Raw genomic sequence first — 21,604 nt, 5'->3', positions numbered from 1 at the left:
TGTTTATTCTGTGGTATTAGCAGGTGCACGCAGTTTGCTGTTCCCTTGGCTTTTCCGCTTTTTGCATGGGTGCAGGTGCGTCTCTTTGCATAGTTTCCGCTAAGCGCTCACGGCCGCGGGGCCCCGTCTTCCCCTCTCGCACTGCCCTTTCGGCCTGAGAAGATATTTGCTCTTAGTTTTGCTTATCTAAGGCCAAAAGCGAGGCGGCTCAGGGAAGACTGGAAACGGGGAAAGGAGCAAAACCCTTTTTCTATGGCCCGGATTTACTTCCTCGGCTAATCTTGTAGGGAAAAGGAGCGGCTATTTAGTTCCTGAAACTTCCAGAAAACCAAACCGTTCTTACCCGCTCTTTCGGAGTTCCACTCCGGAAGCAAGCTGCCGGGGAGTTCTACTCCCCTTCTTTTGCCCGTGGTTTCCGGCGGAGTAGAACTCCGCAGCAGGCAGGTTCGGGAGTAGAACTCCCGAACAGCAAGGAAATAATTTTTCCCTATAAGATTCCCTCTCCGGAGGGGGTAGGGGTGGGTTCTGGTGCTCCTCCAACTCCTTTAAAGGCGCACCGGTATTACATCAGAGACATTAACTGAATGGAATTGCTTGCCTTGGGAGTAAGCAGCACTGTAGAATCATCTTTGGAGATAGACGTCCGCTCGGCGGCATTTCCTCTGGATAATGTGGTGTGCCTATCTTTTTCCAGGTCGTAGATTTTGAGGTTAGGGATGCCCGCGTTTGATTGGTATAGTACTTTGTTGCTGTTATGGAGGAAAGAAATGCCACTGGCGTAATCTCCGGCTCCGCTCTTTTTCACGGACTTTATGTGTTTGAAATCTGAGGCATTATAGATGCGCATGATTTCATTGGCCTGCCCAAACCCTACCACCAAATACTTATCATCTTTGCTCAGGGCCAGGTCTGTGGGCGTGGCGTAGTTTGTTTTGAAAACCTTGAGGAGTTGTCCGTCCTTAGCCGAGTACACCGAAATGCGGCTGGAAAACCAGGTATAGAAACGGTCGCCTTTGTGATTGAACAGTATTTTGGCGTCTTTGGCGGCATACTTGGGCTTGCCGACCTTAGTCCAGCTATCAGTGGTATAAATCTGGATCTCACTGTTTTGCAGCAGCACGACCAAGCGGTTACCGGTCATGGCTATTTCCCGCACCTGGGCAGGCAAACCGTCAATGGTCTTCACCAAACTCAGATCATTTGCCTTTAGTATTTTGATAGATTTCTCTTCGCCGCCGGTGACAATGTATTTGCCGTCTTTGGAGTAGGCGCAGGCGAAAGCGGTTCCCTCATGCACTTGTTTATAGCTCACCGGATAGGTTTGGGAAACATCCCAGAGATACACCACGCCTTTGTTTCCCACAGATACCAACCTATTTCCCTCAGGAGAGAAAACCGCATCCTGGAACTGCAAGTCGTTTTCATGCTTCAGCACGGCAAGCGGTTTGAGCTTGGTTTGGCCAAAAGAAAGGTGGGCAAAAAAACAAAAAAGTAAGAAAACGCCTCTATTCATTCTCATGAAAGGAAAATAAATCAACATTAATTCAATAGAGTACAAAAATATAAAATAATATTGCAAGATACTTGCCAGTATCACTGACAAATTTCTCTGTTTCTGAAAAGAACCCCCCAAAACCGTTGCTATAGAAAACCATTACTATAAAATAAGATACGATTTCTACCTAGCAAAAGAATGGTTTAAACCACTTGGGCAGCAGTATGATTGGCTAGCTTGTTTTACACTTTAAGTACGGAAACAGGATTACGTTATCCTCTCTTGTCCGCATACTTAGCAGTAAGAACATGGTAAACTCTTGGGGTTACTGACTCAACTAGTAAGACCAAGGTTCTGCCAAAGAAGTTGGGAGCCTCGTAGCAGCGCTGCGAAGGAGGTAAAAGTGAACCTGTTAGAGTTATTCATCAACTGCCATCTAAAGTAATGCGTTAGCGAGCGTCCACTTATGACATCGTTAATAGGCTGTTTTCATAAAAGCAGCCTATTAACGGGAGGTTTATATTGTGCCCTGGCGCAAGCATGGGCTGAGGCCTTTGTTTTTGGGCTGTTTTTATGAAAACAGGCCTAAAATTATTGACAGCTTCTAAGTTAACGCTGATTCGCTCCATGGCCGTTTGCAGCCCAAAGCCAAATTTTGAACATGCTCTACTGGAGGGTATTAGAAGCGGGTTGTGCTTTGCTTGTTTTCAGCGCATTGTGTTAAAAATTCAGCATGGCGGCATACACGCCTCTTACCACCTCGGTCATTCTGGTGAAATCAAGTTTGTCAATGGTGTCTGACCTTTGATGATAATGGGGGTTCCGGAGATAGGACGTATCATTGATCATGACGGCCTGGTAGCCTTGCTCCCAGTAATTGCGGTGGTCTGAGAGAGAGACGCCCGGCAAACCCGGCGGGGCGGCAATAGATTGGACGTTTACCCTTGCATGTTCTTTCATGAATTGCTGCACCCGCTCAATGGTGCGCTCCTGTCCCATTTTCCCTACCACCACAATAAAGTTGCCGGTGCTGGGGTACAGGTTCTTCAGAGACGGGTGCGGAACCTCCTGCGAGTGGGGCTTATCTGTAAAATACCCGATCATCTCCAGGCAGATCATCAGCTTTACCTCTACCTTGTCATTTTTCATGGATCTGGCATGCACGGCGCTTCCCATTTTTTCGGTGGCAAAGTACGGCGGCTCCTCAAAGTTGAAAGCGACAAAGTCAATTCTATGCTTTACCTCGGGCTTCTCCTCATGGATGGCCCGGGCCAATTCCAACAATCCGGCTACGGCACTGGCATTGTCATCGGCCCCGGGCGTATCACCGCAGGCATCATAATGGGCCCCCACAATCACCCGCTCGCCGTCTTCGGGCCCATAAGACAAAATCAGGTTCTGAAAGCCCAGGTGCAGCTCCTGCTTGCGCACCCGCCCGCTCAATTGGCAGAACTCGGCTTCAACGTAGGCGGCCGCTTTCTTCAAAGACTCCGGATAGCTTATGCTCCGGGGCGGATTCAAGGTAGTCAGGAACTGAACATCTGCGTAGAGGCGGTCGCGTTGAATAGGCATGGCAGATAGGATAGTTTCTGCTATGTACTGTTGTCAGGCTTTGTGGTTGCTTGTAACAGAGTTGAATTAATACGGTTTCTGGGCTACTTTACAGAAAAAAGCACAGAAACAGCAGCTACTTCCAGCATAAACGCCAAACATCAATGCTTGGATTTAAGGGTAATAAGCACCACGGCCGCAACCAGCAGAACGGTAGCAATGATGGTTTGGCCGGTCACTACTTCCTGCGCGATGGCCCACCCCAGGAATACCGCTATAACCGGATTGACGTAGGCGTACGTAGACACCTGCGCAGGAGGCGCAACCCTGGTCAACCAACTATAGGCCGAAAACGCGATCAAAGACCCAAATACCACCAGGTAACCCAAGGCCAGCCAGGAAAGCTGGCTCACCTCGGCCCACTGGGCAGTTTGCCATTCGCCGGCAATGGTACCGGCCAGAAGCAACATGCCCCCGCCACACAGCATTTGCATGCCCGTGGTGAGCACCGGTGAGGCAGGCAGAGACGCTCTGGATGAAAACAGAGAACCCCAGGCCCACGCCCCCGCCGACAGAAAGACGGCTGTGCTCGCCATTACGTCAACGCCGCCTTCCAGCTCCCAGGGGCTTACCAACACCATCATGCCCACGGCACCCAACACAAGCCCCAGAAGCACCCCGCTGGAAGGAGCCTGTTTAGATCTGCCCAGCCACTGCAAAACCACCACCCATAACGGTTCAGTTGTCACCAGCAAGGCCGCTACGCCAGAGGCCACCCGCTGCTCTGCCCACACCACCGCTCCGTTTCCCAGTAACAGCAGCAAGCCACCTATCACCGCCGTATTGCGCCAGTGCAGGACAGAGGGGGCTTTTTCGCCGCGCAAGCGCGCCCATGTGAACAAAAGAGCTCCGGCCAGCAGAAACCGGAGGCCCGCCATCAAGAAAGGAGGCAGGGTTTCTATGGCGAAGGCGATGGCCAGGTACGTGGAGCCCCATATAATGTAAATCGCGGCAAAGGCCGCGATTTTAAGCCATCCGGTGGCCGGAGCGCCGGAAGAGGTAAAGGTGTTCATACTAGAGCTTCTTTAGATTTTGGATTCGTAAGCGAAAACGGCAAGCTGAGGTTCTGCGGATTGGGTTTGGAGCCTCGTAGCAGCGCTACGAAGGCGATAAAAGCGCAAACGCAGGTTCTCTCTACGGCCGTCTGCAGCACGAAAGACAAAGTTGAAGCATGCTCTTCATTAGTCAGCGTCTGCGTGCAGCACCAGCAGCGGTAATTTGGTTTGGTAGGTCATTTTCTCTGCGAGACTCATGCCAAACAGATCTTTGAAGAAATTGCGCCGCTTTTTCAGGATGGCCAGCATATTGCTTTGGGTGCGGCTCAGGAAATCTTTGAGGCCGGTTTCTTTCTCTGGGTGCTCCACTTCCTGAAAATGGATAGGGAAACTGCTGAACTGGCTTCTTAGCATCTGGATGAATTCCTGGGCGTCTTTGCCGCCGTCTGACCCGGCCTTGTTGGTGATGTGCACCACTTCCACCTCGGCCTGGAAAACCTGGGCTAGATTCACCACCTGGGTCAAGGCCCGGGTGTCTTCGGGCTGGTAATCTGACGCATACACAATGCGGTGAATCTCTGGCAAGGCAGCATTGGCCGGAATAGCCAGCACGGGGCATTTTACCTGGGAAATAACACTCTCAGTGTTGCTGCCAATCAGGATTTCTTCCAGGGTGTTGCCGCCGCCGGTAGTGCCCAGCACCACAAAGTCATAGCCTTCTTCCTGCACCAACCGTTCCACCGCATCTGCTAAAAAGGCCTCCTGCACTTTGGTATCAGCGGCGAAAGCAGCCCCCCCTACCCCATCAAACATGCTTTGCAGGTACAAAACCAGGGAATGCAGTTTATCTGAGGAAATGCGGCGTTGCTCATCCAGCACCTGACTGGCCATCAAGGCAGATTCGGTGGTGTCCATCATGGGCAAATGCAGCACGTGGAGCAATGTGAGGGAGGCGCGGGTACGCTGGGCTATCTGCGCGGCGTACTCAGCCGCTTTATTGGAGGTCTTGGAGAAATCAACGGGGCAGAGAATCTTTTTCATAGTTGCAAAGCTAAAGCATGGTTCATTTTGAGCACGCGTGTCACTCTACAAAACGTGAATATAGCGTTTTGGTTATACTAGCATGGGCGGGAGCGTTTGCTATTTGGGCTGGATTTCAGTGAGCCAGGCATCTGCATCTTCCAGGCTGTCAAAGATGTTGAGGGGGATTCTGCTCTCCTCGGCAATGGCAATGATGACTTGGTTGACAGAATTCTTTAGTTCATGCACCTCTGCCACTTGGGAGATTCCGGCCTCTACCGTCATTTTCTGGGCGTCAATGTGCAGCTGCCGTACGGCGGGCGCATAGTCTTCCAGAACCCGGCTATCCGTCAGAACAGAAAAACCAGGCTTTACGAAAGCTAAGGCTTCTTTTAAATGCAAGAGATAGAAAGGCACCTCCTCAGGAGAATTCCAGGAGCCGCTAAGATTCAATAAAATTCTATTCCGCTCCCTATCAACTCTTAACAGGTAAAAGGGAGTTTGGGCGATTACAACCATGGCAGCGTCAAACATTTCTGCAGAGGCGCCACTTTCTGGACGGGGGTTACCGGAGAGAGGCAATTTTCATTATTTTAGTTCAACAAAGGTACAGATTGACGTGCATTCCACAAAACAGAACATCAAATTTTATTATTTACCTGATTAAACGTTTTGACTTCGGCCCACGTCCAGCGCTTCTTAGGCGACACTCCTAAAAATGTATTTTGCAGATACTCCGTCACGGTTTTCAGGAACAGGTTTTTGCTGATACTTGACGGATAAATTGGCCTTTCCGTGGGGTTCCCGTACCGCTGGGCTTTCGTTAATTTCTCTGCCTCCAGCCGAAGCAAAGGCCCGGTATCTGTCACGCCATCTGCTACCCAGGTAAAGCCGGAAGTCTCCATAGACGCAAGAACCTTGGCCAAGGGGCGTAAATCTGGACGTGGCAAAGTGGGCCTACTATCCAGATCTACCCAGGTGGTGTACTTGCATTCCACTTCATACCGGTTATCTGCGTAACAGGAAACCACCACATCATGCCCCGCCGTTGGGCTGAACAACGCGTAGTAATGAACGGGGGCCGGGGTGTCAATCACGACCACCCCCAAGGAACTATTTTGCATTATTCTTGAATCACTACCGTAAACTTGGGCATAACCTTGCAACACCAAATTAAACTCAGGCTCCCACACCTGTTGGAATAATGCAGATTCTGTTAATACCCTTTCAAAAACACCCAAAAAGTATAAGAATTTTGGGATAGAGGCAGTTACCTCGTTTTCTTCCAGTTCTTCGGCCCCAAACGGAGGGTAAAATCTGGCCTTTTCTTCTACGTTTATCCAACAAACCAGTTTTAGGGCTTCTCTGGCGAAAGGAGCCTCTAAATCCAGTTCCCTGAAATCGCCAATCACGGCCATCTGCCGCAAGGTTTCTTCGTGTTGCAAGGCCAGCTCCGGGTTCAGGAGCGCCCAGACGCCCACCAAGGCATCTATGTCAAAGTGGTTGGCGGTCACATAAGAATACGCCTGCAGTTGGGGCCAGTTTTGCTTTAAAGCCTGGAGCACCATGCCGGCACTGGTATCTTCCCTGAGTTCTACTGGGGTGGGCGCTTCCCGCCAGTGGGAAAGAACCAATCCATTGGGGTGAAAACTGTCTACCACCACGGCGGGCTGCTCTTTTATCTGCGGAAAAGGAAGATAGGTATATTGGTTCATGTCTGGGCAATGCTGAATGGCTGTAAAAAAGGGCGGCCAATAGTTCACGATTGATGGTGTGATTTATGCGTTTTAGAGCAGTTTTGGCAAAAACAGCCCTCAAACGCAAACCTATCTCCTATTTCCTCTTCCCCCGCCGGTTGGTGATTTTATCCAAGCGTTTGGTGCGCACCCATTGCAGGTATCTCTGTAGACCTTCAGAGGCGCGCAGGGCCGGAATGGAGTTGTAGCACACGGCCAACTCTTTGTTGTTATACGTGAGATGAACCGTACTATGGCACGGCTGGCACAAGGGAGCCGTGGGCCCGTGCCGGCCTCCCTCCTCCCTGGGAATCAGATGATGCAAGGTGGTAAACCCTACTTCCCGCTCGCAGAGCGCACACACGGGAGCGGCGCGCTCTTCCTTTTCCCTGATTCGTTTTGCCATGCTACGTACTTACCTAACGGATGTTACACACTCCTGCTGGTGGCCTCCGGCGAGTCTGGAGACTCGCTTCATCCTCGGTCACGAGACTGCGGTCACGCGCCAGTTTACCTAAACCTGTGAGGTCTTGGAGACCTCACAGGATTCCGTATTTCCGACCTGCTTCCGCGCTGTCGCCCGCTCCAAAGACCTCGTAGTGTGCGTAGCTCCTACGAGTGTCTGCGCCCATGCCGTTTCGGGGCTGTTTTCCCTAAAACAGCCCCGAAACACTGTAGCGATGTGAGGATGTCTGCCCCCGCAGAAAAAACCAACCGCAGAAAGCAATGCGTGCCCGAGACAAGGCAGTGCCTGGCCTCTACTGTTTGGGTTTCAGCGTTTGGGGCCTGTTTTCCTCAAAACAGACCTAAAACGCTCCAGCGGGGCTCTCCTCTCCGTGAAAGCGGAAGGGCAGATACCTAAGCTTACTTTCCGGCTTTTATAGAAGTTAAACAAACTTCACGGGTTTCGCCTCGTAAAGCCTTTGTTCCCCGCAGACGGACACCTTTAAGAAAGCACATGCCACCATCTTCTACTGTCACCCCTTCGGCCGCTGGCCCCGCCTTGAGCGAAAAATGGTTGCTGTTTATTCTGGCAGCCATCCAGTTTACGCACATCATGGACTTTGTGATCATGATGCCGCTGGGCCCGCAACTGATGCGCGTTTTTGAAATCAGCCCGAGGGAGTTTGGGTTTCTGGTATCGGCGTATACGTTTAGTGCGGCGGTCTCGGGTTTGCTGAGCGCGTTCTTTATTGACCGGTTCGACAGGAAAGACGCGCTGCTCGCGCTTTACTTAGGTTTTACGCTGGGCACGTTTGCCTGCGCCCTGGCTCCCACGTTTTCCTTCCTGCTGATTGCCCGAATTCTGGCCGGGGCCTTTGGCGGTGTTCTGGGCGCGTTGGTGCTGGCTATCATTGGGGATTCTATTCCGGAGGAACGCCGGGGAGCCGCCACCGGCAAAGTGATGGCGGCCTTCTCAGTGGCTTCCATTGGCGGTATCCCCATTGGTTTGTACCTGGCCAGCCACGCCAGTTGGCACGCGCCTTTCTATCTGCTCACCGGCCTGAGCGTGCTGGTGTTGCTTCTGACCTGGAAGATGCTTCCGCCCATGCGCCAACACCTGCTGCAGCACCTTCCGCAACACCCCGCAAAAGTGCTGATGACTATTTTCAGCCGTTCCAATTGCCTGTGGGCCTTCGCCTTGATGGTGACGCTGTCTTTAGCTGGTTTTACGGTAGTGCCGTTCCTGAGCCCCTACATGGTGGCCAACGTGGGGTTTGAGGAAGCTGAGCTGAGCTACATTTACCTCTTCGGCGGACTGGCCACCGTTGTGACCTCCCAGCTGGCGGGTAGATTGTCTGACAAATTCGGGAAAAAGAAGGTGTTCATGCTTGCCGCCCTGGTTTCGGTGATTCCCATTCTGGTGGTGACGCACCTGGGCCGCGTGCCGCACTGGCAGGCGTTTGTCGCGACCACGTTCTTCTTTATCTTTTTCGGGGCGCGCTTTGTGCCTGCTATGTCTTTGATTACGTCCAGCATAGAACCACGGCTGCGCGGCTCGTTTATGAGCGTCAATTCATCGGTGCAACAACTGGCCTCGGGCTTAGCCGCTTTCCTGTCTGGGTTGGTGATCACCAACGTGCCGGGTTCACCAGAACTTCTTCATTTTGGAACGGTGGGCATCATTGCCACCGTTTTCACGCTGGTGTCTATGTGGGTGGTGGTGAAGCTGCGGCAGGTAAGCTAGAGTGGAGTTCTGAGTCTTGAGTTCTGAGTTAAATGGCAGGAAGTTAGCTCGTTTTAGGGTTGTTTTGAGAAAATTGGCTTAAAACAGGCCGAAAGCAAAAGGCAGGAATTGAGAAAATTGGCTTAAAACAGGCCGAAAGCAAAAGGCAGGAATTGAGAAAATTGGCTTAAAACAGGCCGAAAGCAAAAGGCAGGAATTAACCTTCCTGCCTTTTGCTTTCGGTGAGGCTGGAGACTCGCATCATCCCGCGTCACTAGACTGGAGTCTCGCGCCAGGCTTTATTGATTTACGCTAGTTTATGGGAAAGTAGACTGAACTCGCAGTGTCTTTAGACCTACGAGTGTCTTTACCAGAATTATTCCACCTCTTCGGGTTGCAGCAGGAAACCGTCTTTCATGGTGAGTTTGCGGTCGGCCATGTCTGCCAGAACGGGGTTGTGGGTGACGAGCACGAAGGTCTGGCCCAGGTCTTCGCGAAGTTTAAAGAAAATCTGGTGCAGTTCCTCGGCGTTCTTGGAGTCCAGGTTCCCGCTGGGTTCATCGGCGAAGATGAGTTTGGGCGAGTTGATGAGGGCGCGGGCCACGGCGGTGCGCTGCTGTTCGCCCCCGCTCATTTCAGAAGGTTTATGGTCTACCCTTTCGGCCAAGCCCAGCATCTGCAGCAATTCCCGGGCACGGGTCTCTACTTCTTTCTCGGGCCTATCGGCCAGAAAGCCGGGCAGGCACACATTCTCCAGGGCCGAAAACTCGGGCAGCAGGTTATGGAACTGGAAGATGAAACCAATGTTGCGGTTCCGGAAACGGGCTACTTCTTTGTTGCTCATGCCCGAGATTTTCTGCCCGTGCAGGTACACATCACCGGCATCGGGCGCATCCAGCGTCCCCAACAAATGCAGCAGCGTGCTTTTCCCCGCCCCAGAGGCGCCCACAATAGACACCACTTCGGCTTCGCCGATGGTGAGGTCAATGCCTTTCAAGACCGGAAGCTTTCCGTAGGACTTAAACAGCCCGCGGGCCTCTAACAAAATTGGTTTCTCTATACTCATGGGTACTACAAAAGAAGCGGACGCAGGCGGCATTTGCAAATAAGCCGCTGTTGTGCAGTAACGGGGAAAAGAGTTCTGAGTTCTGAGTCTTGGGGCTTTAGTTCTGAGTCCTGAGTTCTGAGTCTTGAGTTCTGAGTCCTGAGTTAGGAAGTGCCGACAAGTGTTTTAGGCTCCCTTTTTGGAAATTAGGCCAAAAACGGAAGACTCTTTTATAGCTAAATCCTACTTTCACCATTTCTCTTTGACTCAGGACTCGCGACTCAGAACTCAGGACTCTTTCAAGGTTCTTTTCAAAACGAAGCCCCCAACGGCTTTGTTTTGAAAAGAACCTTGAAAGTCTTACTTTCGTGCACCTAAAAACATCAACCTAACCTCATGAATATACACGAGTACCAGGCGAAAGACATTCTGAAACGCTACGGCGTTAGAATTCAGGAAGGCATTGTGGCTGAAACCCCTGAAGAGGCGGTAGCGGCGGCGAAGCGTTTAACCGAGGAAACCGGCACTGGCTGGCACGTTATCAAAGCCCAGATTCATGCGGGCGGCCGTGGGAAAGGCGGCGGGGTGAAATTGGCCAAAAACCTGGAGCAGGTGAAAGAGATTGCCGGCCAGATCATTGGCATGCAACTCATCACGCACCAAACCGGCCCGGAAGGAAAGAAAGTAAACAAGGTATTGGTGGCGCAGGATGTCTATTATCCCGGCGACTCTGAGCCCAAAGAATATTACGTCTCTATCTTATTGGATCGTGCCAAAGGTCAGAACGTGATCATGGCCTCTACCGAGGGCGGCATGGACATTGAAGAAGTAGCCGAGCACACGCCGGAGAAAATCTTCAAGGAGTGGATTGACCCCGCGGTTGGCCTTCGTCCGTTCCAAGCCAACAAGATTGCCTTTGCCTTCGGGTTACAGGGCGAGGCGTTCAAAGAGTTCACCAAGTTCCTGACCAACCTGTACAAGGCGTACCTGGATACTGACGCTTCCATGTTTGAGATCAACCCCGTGTTGAAGACCTCAGACAATAAAATTCTGGCCGTTGACGGCAAAGTAGATCTGGACGACAACGCCCTGTTCCGTCACAAAGACCTGGCTGACCTGCGCGACACCGCCGAGGAAGACCCGTTGGAAGTGGAAGCCAGCAAAAGCAACCTGAACTATGTGAAGCTGGACGGCAACGTGGGCTGTATGGTGAACGGTGCCGGTCTGGCCATGGCCACCATGGACATCATCAAGCTTTCGGGCGGCGAGCCCGCTAACTTCCTGGACGTAGGAGGCGGGGCCAACGCCCAAACCGTGGAAGCCGGTTTCCGTCTGATCCTGCAAGACCCTAACGTGAAAGCCATCCTGATCAACATCTTCGGGGGTATCGTGCGTTGCGACCGTGTGGCCAACGGGGTAGTGGAAGCCTACAAAAACATTGGAGACATTAAAGTTCCGATTATTGTGCGCCTACAAGGCACCAACGCCGAGGAAGGTGCCCGTATCATTGACGAGTCTGGCCTGAAAGTATTCTCTGCCGTTCTTCTGAAAGATGCTGCCCAGAAAGTAAAAGAAGTTTTAGCGACTGCGTAATCTTACTTCATTAAACGTAAACGAAGCAGCCTCACCCACCCGGTGAGGCTGCTTCGTTTTGAAGCTGATTTCTTGAAAACGCATCAAAAACAACTCCTGCTCTACAAACTTTACACCCTAGCACCTATGGCGCAAATCTACTCCCTTGACTTATAACTGACCTTACACAGAAGTCTCGTCCGCAGCCTCAATGATGCGTTATGAGGCTGTTTTGCGGAAAACGGGCCAGAATTGGCACTGGCGGAGACGCTCGCAGGTCTAAAGATGCTACAAGGTCGCGGTATTGCGAAGAGAAACAGAACCCACCCCTGCCCCTCCGAGGAGGGGAATACGCATTTTAAGGAGAAGAGGGCAATACAACCAGTGATAGCCAATCACATAAAATATCCCTTGCTGTTCGGGAGTTCTACTCCCGAACCTGTCTGCGGCGGAGTTCCACTCCGCCGGGAGCCACGGCAAAAGAAAGGGAGTGGAACTCCCCGGCAGGTTGCTTCCGGAGTGGAACTCCGGAAGAGTGGGATTGGGTATACTAACCACCAACTACTACTCTTCCATTACTTTCCCCAGTTCCAGTCTTCCCCGAGCGCGCCTCGCTTTTGGCCCTAGATTGGCAAAACTAAGCGAAAAAGGCGTCACAGGCCGAAAGGGCAGCGCGAGAGGGGAAGACGCGGCCCCGCGGCCGTGAGCGCTTACCGGAGCAGATGAAACAATACAGCACGTGCACCCACGAGAAAAGCGGACAAGCCAAGGGAACAGCAAACGGCATGCACCTACTAGTCCCACACAAAAGCAGACAAGCCAAGGCAACAGCGTAAGGCATGCATCTGCCAACCGCTCTAAGAAGCCAGCTACAGCGCAGAAAGGAATAGAGATATTGGCACTAGAAAAGACAAACGGTTCCACCCACCCAGTCAAAATTGCTGTTGTAGCGAACGCCAATCATCTTGCCGCGGCTTAGCCTGGCTAAGTTAATGGCTAGCGTGGGTTTTTCATCGCCGTCAGGCCACAGGTACATCAACCTGATCTCGCATTTCACCAAACCGTCTGGGGCTTGGATCACGGGTTCATAGGCGACTTTTTCCTGTAGCACCCAGTTTTCGGGGTCTTTTACAGAATGGAGGTCAGATTCAGAAACATCTATGATCACGCCTTGGCCCGCAAAAGAGAAAAGCGGTTTCAGAACGTAGTCAGAGAGATTGGTGGGCAAGGTTTTCACCTCAGACAGAAAAGTGGTGTGCGGGACGAACTCACTCTCCAGAAAAGGCATGGTGTACTTGCTGATGCGGTAAAACCAGTTGGGGTGCCCTACCCATTCAATCTGATCAGTAGTCAACAGGTCTGGAACGTTCTTGAAGGCCTCCTCCCTGTTTTCTACCTCGTCAAAAATTAAGCGGTTGTAGATCTTCTTGACAGGGTACTCCACGCCGTCTTTGGTGTAGAAAAACCGGTTCTCTACTTGTTTGAGGTCTTCTAGGGCCACAATCTCAATCCCCAGAAAACGGGCTGTGACAAAGAAGTCAACGGCTGTTTTCTGCTCTTTTGCCTGAATATCAAGCAAGATTACCTCTTGGGGTTGGTGCGGCCCCACCACGGTTTGGCGGAGCAGATCTAGGTACTGCTGTTCTCCCTGCTGTTGGAAATAAGGCGTTAAGTTAGCAATGACCGGGAAATGGTTTTGGTATTGTTTCGCCAATTCGGCCTGAAAACCATACAAAGACGGAAAGCCTTGCAGTTCGATTAGCTTGGGAGTTAATTCCCCATTGGCATCACGGCAGACGGCAAAATCAAAGGTAAGAAAGTGAGGCCGCTCATTTTCATGGGCGGTCTTCCATTCTTGCGGGATAGATTTTTCTGTAATCTGCTTGAAGTCCTTTCTGAGGATAGTATTGACCAGATCATCACCGGCTGCCATCAGCTTCTGCTTGAAAGCCTGGTCAATGAAAACAGGAGTTTCGGCCACTCTGAACCCTAGTGGGATACCCAGTTGCCTATCTAGTTCCGCCAACAGATTCTGGTACGCTTCCTGCGTAAAGGCGGCATTAAACTTCTCCCTGATTTCCTTGATCATACCTCCTGGGTCTGCATACTTTTAATGGCATTCTGGAGAAACGTGGGGATAACTTCTTTTCGGGTTAGCTCCAACTCTACCGGGTTCTCCAGTAACTCAATCATATCATTGTACTTCTTCTCGCCGTGGGCATTGATGATCCGTTGCTTGTTCTCTTCTTCCAACAGGAAGGTTCTCAAGCCAATGGGGTCTGCCTCGGGGTGGAACTGGGTACCAAGGAAATACTCATTAAACCGGATGGCCATCATGCACCGCTCCAGATTCACATGGTTACGCTCTTTCTCAATGGCCAGCAGTTTAGCACCTATTTTTTTGAACTGTTCCTCATCTGCTTCAATCACCTGCCAGTCACGGGAATCTACGGCGTAAAAGGTCTCATCTGACCCGCTGAAGATGTCTTCCTGATCCCAATACTCGGTTTTGTAGATGGGGAAAATGCCGTAAGAGGTAGATCTTCTTTTGACTACTTTCCCTAACTGGTACTTTCTGCACATCAACTGAAAAGAATGGCAAATAAAGAAACCGTGTTTTTTATCTGACCGGCTGGGATCATTGTTGATGGCTTCCAGTTGATCTATGAAGGCGAAATAGTTGTTTTCCCATTCAGAGCCTTCGCTTTCAGTAGGGCTTCCAGGGCCACCGGTAGAGATGTAGATATCGTAACTGGTGTCTGGCAGTTCGCTTTTACCTCTTACATCAAAGGCGTCATAGGTTAAATCAACGAAATGATTCTTTCTGAATTTCTTTAATATGTCCTTGATGCATTTCATTCCCTGGTTGGGATGACCATCATACATGTCAAGGATCGCAACTTTTATAGACATTGTGGTGGAGTAAACGTAAAACCCAAAGATACGAATTGCACTTTTCATTTGAAAGTACAATAACAGAGCTTGTCAGCAGATATTGCTTTCTGAGCCCTTATACGTCAACGCCTTGTAAAGTTTGCGACGTAATGTAATCTACTACATCTGAGAAACTTTGGTTTCTGTTATATACTTCCAATTGCCTGTCGGCGCCGGTGCCGTGTTCCAGAATCTGGTGCACGTAGTTGATTTCATCGCGGCTCCCTAATTCATCTACCACATCGTCAATAAAGTCCAGCAATTCCAGCACCAGGGAACGGGTATTCACTTCCGCTTCTCGGCCGAAGTCAATCATCTTACCGTCAATGCCATAACGGGCGGCACGCCACTTGTTTTCATTGATGAGCGCCCGGCTGTAGGTGATAAACTTGAGGTTCTGCATTCTCAGTTTGTACAGTTTGGCGCAGATTGCCTGAAAAATGGCCGTAAACGCCATGGTCTCATTCACCAGCATAGGGCAGTCGCAGATCCGGAACTCTATGGTATCAAAGAAGGGATGTACACGCACGTCCCACCAGATCTTCTTGGCGTTGTCAATGCAGTTGGTTTTCACCAGCAGTTTGATATAGCTGTCATATTCCTCTATGCTATTGAAGTAATCTGGAATGCCGGTTCTTGGAAATTTATCAAATACTTTTGTCCTAAAAGATTTATAACCAGTGTTTCTTCCTTCCCAGAACGGCGAATTGGTGGACAAGGCGTACACGTGCGGCAAAAAGTACCGAACGCCATTGGCAATGTGCATGGCCATCTCTCTGCTTTGAAACCCCACGTGCACGTGCAACCCGAAAATAAGGTTAGAGCGGGCTGCTTCCTGCAGTTCATTGACAATGTCAAAGTAGCGCGGGTGGTCGGTGATTAACTGATGTTGCCAATGCGAGAAAGGGTGCGTACCGGCCGCGCCAATACGCAACCCCAATTCTCCGGCCAGGGTAGCTACGGTTTTCCGCAGTTTGGTTACCTCGGCCCGAGCCTCATCTGTGTTCCGGCAAATGTTTGTGCCCACTTCCACTACCGCCTGGTGCATCTCTGCTTTCACCTGATCTTCGTGTATTTTTTGAGCAGCATCAACAATCTTCTGATCATGAGAGGTAAGTTCCCTGGTTACAGGGTCTACCACCATGAACTCCTCTTCTACTCCCAATGTGAATTCATTCATAGTGCACGAGATTTATAGATAGAACCTAGCTTAGCTTTTTCGCTCTTGGTTTTCTGGCTGGCTTGGCAGATGCCTCTTCAGTGGCCATAGGCGTTGCCGCTCCTGCCTGGCCACCCAATAAAGAGGCCTTGGCTGCGCCCGTAGACACAAACTTGCCCCAGGTAAGATTGTCTGCCTCTGGCCGATGGTTTTTGGCGCGTTCAATGGCATAGTTGGCCGCGGTCTCCACCACCCACTCAAAGTTCTCTTCGCCTACGCTGGTCAATTCTGCGTCTGGCGCCGGGTTGCAGAAATCAATGGCATACGGAACGCCGTCTCTGATGGCAAACTCCACCGTATTGAAGTCATACCCCAGGTACTGGTTCAGTTTGATAACGTAGTCCCGTACCTGATCTAGAATTTCTTTGGAAGCCGGGGCTTTGCCGTGCTCATAACGCAGATGGTGCGGGTTGCGGGGCTCATATTGCATGATGCGCACGTGTTCGCCGCCAATGCAGTAGCACCGGAAATAATCATCGAAAATGATTTCTTCCTGCAACATCATGACCAATTGGCCGGTCTGGTTATACTTATCAAAGAAATCCTGGGCGTCATGTAGTTTATAGACATCACGCCAGCCACCACCGTCAAACGGTTTCATGTATGCCGGGAAGCCCACGTAATTGAAGATGCCGTCCCAGTCCAGTGGGAAACTCAGGTTCCGGAAAGAGTCGCCGGTGGTGTCATCTGGCATTTGGCAGGAAGGCAGCAAAACGGTTTTAGGCACCGGAACACCCAATCTAACGGCCAGGGAGTTGTTGAAGAACTTCTCATCTGCGCTCCACCAGAAAGGGTTGTTGATAACAGCCGTACCCGCCATGGCGGCGTTCTTGAGCATGGCCCGGTAAAAAGGCACACTCTGTGAGATACGGTCTACAATCACATCATACCCAGGCCCTTCTGACTGGATCACCTTGTCAATGTGCACGAATTCTGCCGTAATGTCTCCTCCTCCCTTTTGGTTGATGCGGTCAACAAAGGCTTGCGGAAAAGTTTTTTCCTGCCCGAATAAGATTCCTATTTTTTTCATAGTGCTTAGAGTTTGCGTTAGATCTGGGATAAGTAATGCGGAAACATCTCGCGCCAGACAGACCAGTCATGGACTGCGTTGGGCCGGACGTCAAGCCAATGGGAAATGCCTTTTCCGTTCAATATTGCGGAGAGTACTAGATTAGATTCTTTGCAGATATCCTGGTCAGAAGTGCCCAGAATAATCTTCAATTGCCATAAAGCGGGGTCTGTGGCATGGCGCACAAAATCTATGGGGTTGTTATAGTAAGCGTCATCATTGAAGAACCCGTCCAGTTGCCCCCGTATGTCAAAGGCGCCGCTCATGCTATATAAATGACTTACCCGGTCTGGGTGTTTGAAGGCGAAGTTGGCCGCATGGTAGCCGCCAAAACTACAGCCCGCCACACATACCTTGGACTTTTCCGTCTCATGCATGGCCCAGGGCGCCAGTTCTTGGTACAACATTTGATCATAGGCCATGTGGGTTCTGACCCGGTCTGCAGGGTGTATTCCTTTGTTGTACCAGCTTTGCTTGTCAACGGAGTCAATGCAATAGATTTTCACCAGCCCTTCATTGACAAACCAGGCGGCCGACTCAATGAGCTTGAAGTCTTTGTTTTCATGATACCGGCCCATGGACGTGGGGAAGAGAATAACCGGATAGCCTCTGTCACCGAAGACGAGCATTTCCATGTCCTGGCTTAATTGCTGCGAATACCATTTGTGATACTGTTCTATCATGGGCCTCAGTATTAATTCTGTATGGTTACGTTGTAAGTTTCCAATAGGATATTCCAAAAAGGGTACTGTTGTTAAAAATATTCCGAGATTTGGAAAGTATTTATCGCAAGTGCCCTTATTTTAGTTTGTAACAAATACTTTTTTAATATAATGTTTTTAGAATATATAGTGTCTGATGTGAGTATCAGGGTAGAGGAGTTGACGGTAACATCAGAATTTTTGAACCGGGACGTGGAATGCACGCTGTACGTACCCGACATGGACGGCGTGGTAGAGCCTCTGCATTTGCTTCTGGTCAATGACGGACAAGATCTTGCCACCATGCAGTACGACCAGATTCTGCAGCCTCTCTATAAAAAGAAACAGATCACCCCCATCTTAACCGTTGGCATAAAAGCGGGAGAGCGCACCAAGGAATTCGGGATTTCTGGCGTATCAGATTACAAAGGGAGAGGCGCTGAGGCCGAAAACTACCGGCAGTTTGTGGTACAGGAGCTTTTGCCCGCCATTTACGAGAAAACCAGCCTTCAGGAGTTCGCCAGCACCGCTATTATTGGCTTCTCATTGGGGGCTGTTTCTGCCTTTGACATCGCCTGGCGCCATGCAGACGTTTTCTCTAAGGTAGGTGCCTTTTCTGGGGCGTTCTGGTGGCGGAAAAAAGAAGCCAAAAAAGAATTCCCAGACAAACACCGCATCACCCATAAACTGGTGAGTTCCACTCCAGAGAAACCCAACCTGAAATTCTGGTTTGAAGCCGGCACCCAGGACGAAAAATCTGACCGCAACCAGAACGGCATCATTGACTCTATTGATGACACCACCAGCCTAATGTTGGAGCTGTACAAAAAAGGCTACCAAAAAAGTGAAGACGTGAAGTACGTAGAACTCATTGGCGGTCGGCATGACGTGTCTACCTGGGGCAGAATGATGCCAGATTTCCTACTCTGGGCCTTCGGCCGATAACCAGCACCCGCCCTTTAAAACCAGTGGGCTGTGCAGAACAGATTTCTTATAAAGAGAGCATCCAGGGTAATTTCCCCGGATGCTTTTTTTCGCCCTACCCTCTGCTACAGCTTATCCTGGACTACCCCATCACCTACAGTATCTTCCACCACTGGTTAGGTACAATCCTGGGGCAAGCGTCCGCTTGCCCCAGAAAACCAATGAGAGCAGGTAAGCCACTGGACAGGAGTAACTAGCTCTTCCCTCTCCTCTTTTTCCTGGGAGGATCTCGGTGGCGAACGGCAGTAGCGCTTACTAAATGCTTTTCTAGCTCGCTCACAAGATCCTTTAAGGGTGACAAAATGATAGCTTCATTTGTCCCGCTACTTCGTACCTGCTGTTACGCCATCCTGTTGGTGGTTCCCGGCGAGTCTGAAGACTCGCTTCATCCTTAGGCACGAGACTATAGTCTCGCGCCAGGTGATCCTAAAACCTGTGCGGTCTTAAAGACCGCACAGGTTTTAGGCCTGCTTTCCGCAAAACAGCCCCAAAACGCAGCAGCGGGGTTCCCCCTATCGCTGAAGTGGGAGCTAGGGCGAGGCTCCTGCGTAACAAGAGTCAAATACATACTTATCCAATGCTTTGCCTCACAGCATCAGCTAAAAAAACGAGAGCCTCAGCAAAGGGCTCCCGTATTGCCTTGAACCTGTTTAGTAAAGCACAAGATTGGACAACTCCGCCGGCCTTGTTGGTGTTCTCACCATAGCCGTCAAGCACCTTTCCGCCTGCTGGTGAAACTGCGCAGCAAGGGCGAGGGTATTTCACTTTGGCTTTACTAAACAGGTTCCTAATCTGCTGAAAACAGATTAGGAAAACTAGTCCAGCACGTTTAGTTGTACGTCTATGTTGCCGCGGGTTCCTACGGAGTATGGGCAAACTTCGTGCGCCTGTTTCACCAATTCCTCGGCTTTGGCTTTCTCTACGCCGTCCACTTTCACATCTAGCTGCACAGACAGCCCGTAGCCGCCGTTGTCCAGCATATCCAACCCCACATGAGCGGTTACCGTCGAATTCTCGTCTAGTCTGATCTGCTGCTTGCTGGCCACCAGTTGCAGGGCGCTCTGGAAACAGGCCGCATAACCCGCCGCAAACAACTGCTCTGGGTTGGTAGCCCCGCCTTTGCCGCCCAAGCCCTCGGGCAGGCGCACGGGCATGTCAATGATTCCGTCTGATGATTTTACCTGGCCGCTGCGGCCTCCGGTGGCGGTAACTTCCGCGGTGTATACTCTTTTCATAGTTCTTTGTTTGTAATGTACTGGTGTCTTATTCCTAAACTGTTTCAAGCCGAAAATGTTAGAGTTGCCTTGCCTTCCTTCCCTCCTTTCCTCCCCTTTTTGTGGAAACAGCCAAAAAACGCCAGAGGCGGCTTTTATTCTTGCCTGCCATTCCCTACATTTGCCCTCGCAATACGGGGCCGCGTAGTACAACGGATAGTATTGGAGTTTCCGAAGCTCTCGATCCAGGTTCGATTCCTGGCGCGGCCACATTACCTGAAAAGCCCTCTCAACTGGATGTTGAGAGGGCTTTTTGCTTCTGTGTATTTTGGTTTCGATTGTCCATTTTATTATCTTGTTATGGAGCTATCCTTTTGTGCCTGTTTTCAGGAAAACAGGCACAAAACCAGCTGCAACATTTTATGTAGAAAACACAACTGTTGTCTCTATGAAAACCCAGTTTGACCTTAAATCAATCGTTATCGGATTTTTAAGTGCCGCCTTGCTGACCATGGCTTTTAGCTTTAAAAACGGCAATACTGGACAAGGAGCGCGGTTTGTCACAGAAGTGGGAGAAAGAGGCGTCATTGTGTTGGATACAGAAACAGGGGCCTATATCATCAACACGGATCTATCTAATATGGGGTGGCGCAAAGGTGATTTTGAGACCACTCATAAAGTCAGCAAGGATAATCTAACGAAGTAACTACTGTTTTTTAGCATACTGTGCATTCTCGAAAAGGAGTGTTTTACAACTAAGTGCCGAGGCATAAATGAAATACTCACTTACAAATTAGGGAACTGACAGGAAACTCTCTTAACATTCCAGAACAGACCTCCTCCCCGTTCTGGCTGAGCATGAACGTTTGGGAGTAGTTAGGCTGATAAAACAGAGGAGTTTAACACGTGCTGGTATTAAAGATTGCTCAAAGTCAACACTGGACGCCAACGCAGCACCTCCTTCTAATCAAGAAAGTAAGCCAACTCAACAAGACATTGCTAAACCAATTCGCTAAACAGCCTTCATTCGCTTATTGTTGATAACTTTGTTAGCAATCATTACTTATCCACTTTCTCCCAAGCACCTTACACCCCAGAATACCACTAACCTTGTCAGCACGCTTTCAATATCTATCGTTTTATAAACCAGCGTTGGGTATTGAAAAGCACGGGTAGGCTAGACCCTACTGTTTCCTTTCAGGAGTTATCACTCCCAAATTCTCCTACTCCATCAAATTACTCCTCCTTGTTTCTACTAATGGCGCTAAGTGCTTTCATCTGTTTCCAATGAAGAAAATCACTTCACTACAAGCTGCTTCATCATAATATAAATGGCCAATCAATTTCTACTGCATGAACCATCCACCTAATTCACACCTTACCTGTTTTGATCCAAAAACCAAGCAACCATCTTAAACTAGGCGCACCTCTGCTCAATGGCACCTATTCAATACTTTAATAGGATTATTTAATTTTATAAACCTTGTCAAAAATAATTTTTTCCAAGGTTTTACAAGTAAAATTCTCAGCTTGAGTCAGTCATCAGACAGAAAGCTATCGCTTCAGCATAATTCAATAAAATAACCCCTAGCAAGGCAAATACTTTCATTCATCTTACGCAAGTGCCATTTATGAGCATTTTAGGTGATTCTATTACATAAGAAGGGCAGTCAATTCATAAATTACAAGTCTACAGACATATAACCTCAACCTAACAGATTATTCATTCACATGCCACTCTTCGCAAATTTCCCTTTCAAGAAAGGTTTCACTGAATAGCAAAAATAATATTCACCGTTGCTTGTACTTGTTAAAAATATTGTACTTTTATAAAACTTTTGA

The 21,604-nt window shown here is 49.9% G+C and carries 18 protein-coding genes and 1 tRNA gene; 5 read left to right on the top strand and 14 right to left on the bottom strand.

Translation table 11 applies throughout. From position 1 onward, the window contains the following. Positions 1-562: 562 nt before the first annotated feature. From HHO50_RS15635 to HHO50_RS15605, 7 genes are all read right to left on the bottom strand, one after another. Complete coding sequence (locus HHO50_RS15635; RefSeq protein WP_181307143.1) at positions 563-1,435, bottom strand: WD40 repeat domain-containing protein; 873 nt, start codon at positions 1,433-1,435, stop codon at positions 563-565. Positions 1,436-2,215: 780 nt separating this feature from the next. Beyond that, positions 2,216-3,067, bottom strand: coding sequence for a M28 family peptidase (locus tag HHO50_RS15630; protein ID WP_181307141.1), 852 nt, complete (start codon positions 3,065-3,067; stop codon positions 2,216-2,218). Positions 3,068-3,207: 140 nt separating this feature from the next. Next, positions 3,208-4,119 (bottom strand): EamA family transporter, encoded by a 912-nt coding sequence (locus HHO50_RS15625; protein WP_181307139.1) that lies wholly within the window; start codon positions 4,117-4,119, stop codon positions 3,208-3,210. Between the two features lie 168 nt (positions 4,120-4,287). Further along, positions 4,288-5,142, bottom strand: coding sequence for a universal stress protein (locus tag HHO50_RS15620; RefSeq protein WP_181307137.1), 855 nt, complete (start codon positions 5,140-5,142; stop codon positions 4,288-4,290). A gap of 99 nt (positions 5,143-5,241) precedes the next feature. Next, complete coding sequence (locus HHO50_RS15615; RefSeq protein ID WP_181307135.1) at positions 5,242-5,640, bottom strand: hypothetical protein; 399 nt, start codon at positions 5,638-5,640, stop codon at positions 5,242-5,244. A 122-nt stretch (positions 5,641-5,762) separates the two neighbouring features. Then, a complete protein-coding gene (locus HHO50_RS15610; protein WP_181307133.1) occupies positions 5,763-6,836 on the bottom strand; it encodes a DUF6687 family protein in 1,074 nt (357 codons plus the stop codon). 118 nt (positions 6,837-6,954) lie between these two features. Further along, positions 6,955-7,263, bottom strand: coding sequence for an HNH endonuclease (locus HHO50_RS15605; RefSeq protein WP_219921560.1), 309 nt, complete (start codon positions 7,261-7,263; stop codon positions 6,955-6,957). Between the two features lie 552 nt (positions 7,264-7,815). Here HHO50_RS15605 and HHO50_RS15600 point away from each other — a divergent pair. Further along, complete coding sequence (locus HHO50_RS15600) at positions 7,816-9,045, top strand: MFS transporter (protein ID WP_181307131.1); 1,230 nt, start codon at positions 7,816-7,818, stop codon at positions 9,043-9,045. Positions 9,046-9,400: 355 nt separating this feature from the next. Here the strand turns inward: HHO50_RS15600 and HHO50_RS15595 are convergent, their stop codons facing one another. Further along, positions 9,401-10,090 carry an ABC transporter ATP-binding protein gene (locus tag HHO50_RS15595; RefSeq protein WP_181307129.1) on the bottom strand — a complete coding sequence of 230 codons (690 nt, stop codon included), beginning with the start codon at positions 10,088-10,090 and terminating at the stop codon, positions 9,401-9,403. A gap of 375 nt (positions 10,091-10,465) precedes the next feature. Here HHO50_RS15595 and sucC point away from each other — a divergent pair, with 375 nt between their 5' ends. Next, the gene (gene sucC / locus HHO50_RS15590; protein ID WP_181307127.1) at positions 10,466-11,662 is read left to right on the top strand and encodes an ADP-forming succinate--CoA ligase subunit beta; all 1,197 of its coding nucleotides are present in this window, start codon (positions 10,466-10,468) and stop codon (positions 11,660-11,662) included. An 880-nt stretch (positions 11,663-12,542) separates the two neighbouring features. Here the strand turns inward: sucC and HHO50_RS15585 are convergent. The 5 genes from HHO50_RS15585 to HHO50_RS15565 all read right to left on the bottom strand — a co-directional run bounded on the left by HHO50_RS15585 (position 12,543) and on the right by HHO50_RS15565 (position 17,546). Next, positions 12,543-13,730 (bottom strand): hypothetical protein, encoded by a 1,188-nt coding sequence (locus tag HHO50_RS15585; RefSeq protein ID WP_181307125.1) that lies wholly within the window; start codon positions 13,728-13,730, stop codon positions 12,543-12,545. Then, entirely contained in the window at positions 13,727-14,554 is an 828-nt protein-coding gene (locus HHO50_RS15580) for a type 1 glutamine amidotransferase (RefSeq protein ID WP_181307123.1), read from the bottom strand. Before HHO50_RS15580 ends, HHO50_RS15585 begins: the two co-directional genes overlap by 4 nt. Positions 14,555-14,651: 97 nt before the next feature. Next, positions 14,652-15,755 (bottom strand): carboxylate-amine ligase, encoded by a 1,104-nt coding sequence (locus HHO50_RS15575; protein WP_181307122.1) that lies wholly within the window; start codon positions 15,753-15,755, stop codon positions 14,652-14,654. A 25-nt stretch (positions 15,756-15,780) separates the two neighbouring features. Beyond that, positions 15,781-16,824 carry a RimK family alpha-L-glutamate ligase gene (locus HHO50_RS15570; protein WP_181307121.1) on the bottom strand — a complete coding sequence of 348 codons (1,044 nt, stop codon included), beginning with the start codon at positions 16,822-16,824 and terminating at the stop codon, positions 15,781-15,783. Between the two features lie 17 nt (positions 16,825-16,841). Then, entirely contained in the window at positions 16,842-17,546 is a 705-nt protein-coding gene (locus HHO50_RS15565) for an esterase family protein (RefSeq protein ID WP_181307120.1), read from the bottom strand. A 150-nt stretch (positions 17,547-17,696) separates the two neighbouring features. Here HHO50_RS15565 and HHO50_RS15560 point away from each other — a divergent pair, with 150 nt between their 5' ends. Then, positions 17,697-18,509 (top strand): esterase family protein, encoded by an 813-nt coding sequence (locus HHO50_RS15560; RefSeq protein WP_181307118.1) that lies wholly within the window; start codon positions 17,697-17,699, stop codon positions 18,507-18,509. 854 nt (positions 18,510-19,363) lie between these two features. Here the strand turns inward: HHO50_RS15560 and HHO50_RS15555 are convergent. Then, positions 19,364-19,783 (bottom strand): organic hydroperoxide resistance protein, encoded by a 420-nt coding sequence (locus HHO50_RS15555; protein WP_181307116.1) that lies wholly within the window; start codon positions 19,781-19,783, stop codon positions 19,364-19,366. A 177-nt stretch (positions 19,784-19,960) separates the two neighbouring features. Between HHO50_RS15555 and HHO50_RS15550 the strand changes: the two genes are divergently transcribed. Together HHO50_RS15550 and HHO50_RS15545 are read left to right on the top strand one after the other, a co-directional pair. Further along, a tRNA-Arg gene (locus HHO50_RS15550) sits at positions 19,961-20,032 on the top strand. A 178-nt stretch (positions 20,033-20,210) separates the two neighbouring features. Then, positions 20,211-20,468 (top strand): hypothetical protein, encoded by a 258-nt coding sequence (locus tag HHO50_RS15545; protein WP_181307114.1) that lies wholly within the window; start codon positions 20,211-20,213, stop codon positions 20,466-20,468. The last annotated feature ends 1,136 nt before the right edge of the window (positions 20,469-21,604 follow it).

The organism is Rufibacter sp. XAAS-G3-1, assembly GCF_013623775.1.
Taxonomy (GTDB): domain Bacteria; phylum Bacteroidota; class Bacteroidia; order Cytophagales; family Hymenobacteraceae; genus Nibribacter.
This window is presented reverse-complemented; position numbering and strand designations above follow the sequence as displayed.

Excerpts from the sequence above, each read along its gene's own strand:
- HHO50_RS15555 (WP_181307116.1), bottom strand. The coding sequence starts at position 19,783 with ATGAAAAGAGTATACACCGCGGAAGTTACCGCCACCGGAGGCCGCAGC.
- sucC (WP_181307127.1), top strand. The coding sequence starts at position 10,466 with ATGAATATACACGAGTACCAGGCGAAAGACATTCTGAAACGCTACGGC.
- HHO50_RS15600 (WP_181307131.1), top strand. The coding sequence starts at position 7,816 with ATGCCACCATCTTCTACTGTCACCCCTTCGGCCGCTGGCCCCGCCTTG.
- HHO50_RS15630 (WP_181307141.1), bottom strand. The coding sequence starts at position 3,067 with ATGCCTATTCAACGCGACCGCCTCTACGCAGATGTTCAGTTCCTGACT.
- HHO50_RS15610 (WP_181307133.1), bottom strand. The coding sequence starts at position 6,836 with ATGAACCAATATACCTATCTTCCTTTTCCGCAGATAAAAGAGCAGCCC.
- HHO50_RS15545 (WP_181307114.1), top strand. The coding sequence starts at position 20,211 with ATGAAAACCCAGTTTGACCTTAAATCAATCGTTATCGGATTTTTAAGT.
- HHO50_RS15580 (WP_181307123.1), bottom strand. The coding sequence starts at position 14,554 with ATGTCTATAAAAGTTGCGATCCTTGACATGTATGATGGTCATCCCAAC.
- HHO50_RS15605 (WP_219921560.1), bottom strand. The coding sequence starts at position 7,263 with ATGGCAAAACGAATCAGGGAAAAGGAAGAGCGCGCCGCTCCCGTGTGT.
- HHO50_RS15575 (WP_181307122.1), bottom strand. The coding sequence starts at position 15,755 with ATGAATGAATTCACATTGGGAGTAGAAGAGGAGTTCATGGTGGTAGAC.
- HHO50_RS15585 (WP_181307125.1), bottom strand. The coding sequence starts at position 13,730 with ATGATCAAGGAAATCAGGGAGAAGTTTAATGCCGCCTTTACGCAGGAA.
- HHO50_RS15560 (WP_181307118.1), top strand. The coding sequence starts at position 17,697 with ATGTTTTTAGAATATATAGTGTCTGATGTGAGTATCAGGGTAGAGGAG.
- HHO50_RS15615 (WP_181307135.1), bottom strand. The coding sequence starts at position 5,640 with ATGGTTGTAATCGCCCAAACTCCCTTTTACCTGTTAAGAGTTGATAGG.
- HHO50_RS15565 (WP_181307120.1), bottom strand. The coding sequence starts at position 17,546 with ATGATAGAACAGTATCACAAATGGTATTCGCAGCAATTAAGCCAGGAC.
- HHO50_RS15620 (WP_181307137.1), bottom strand. The coding sequence starts at position 5,142 with ATGAAAAAGATTCTCTGCCCCGTTGATTTCTCCAAGACCTCCAATAAA.
- HHO50_RS15625 (WP_181307139.1), bottom strand. The coding sequence starts at position 4,119 with ATGAACACCTTTACCTCTTCCGGCGCTCCGGCCACCGGATGGCTTAAA.
- HHO50_RS15570 (WP_181307121.1), bottom strand. The coding sequence starts at position 16,824 with ATGAAAAAAATAGGAATCTTATTCGGGCAGGAAAAAACTTTTCCGCAA.
- HHO50_RS15595 (WP_181307129.1), bottom strand. The coding sequence starts at position 10,090 with ATGAGTATAGAGAAACCAATTTTGTTAGAGGCCCGCGGGCTGTTTAAG.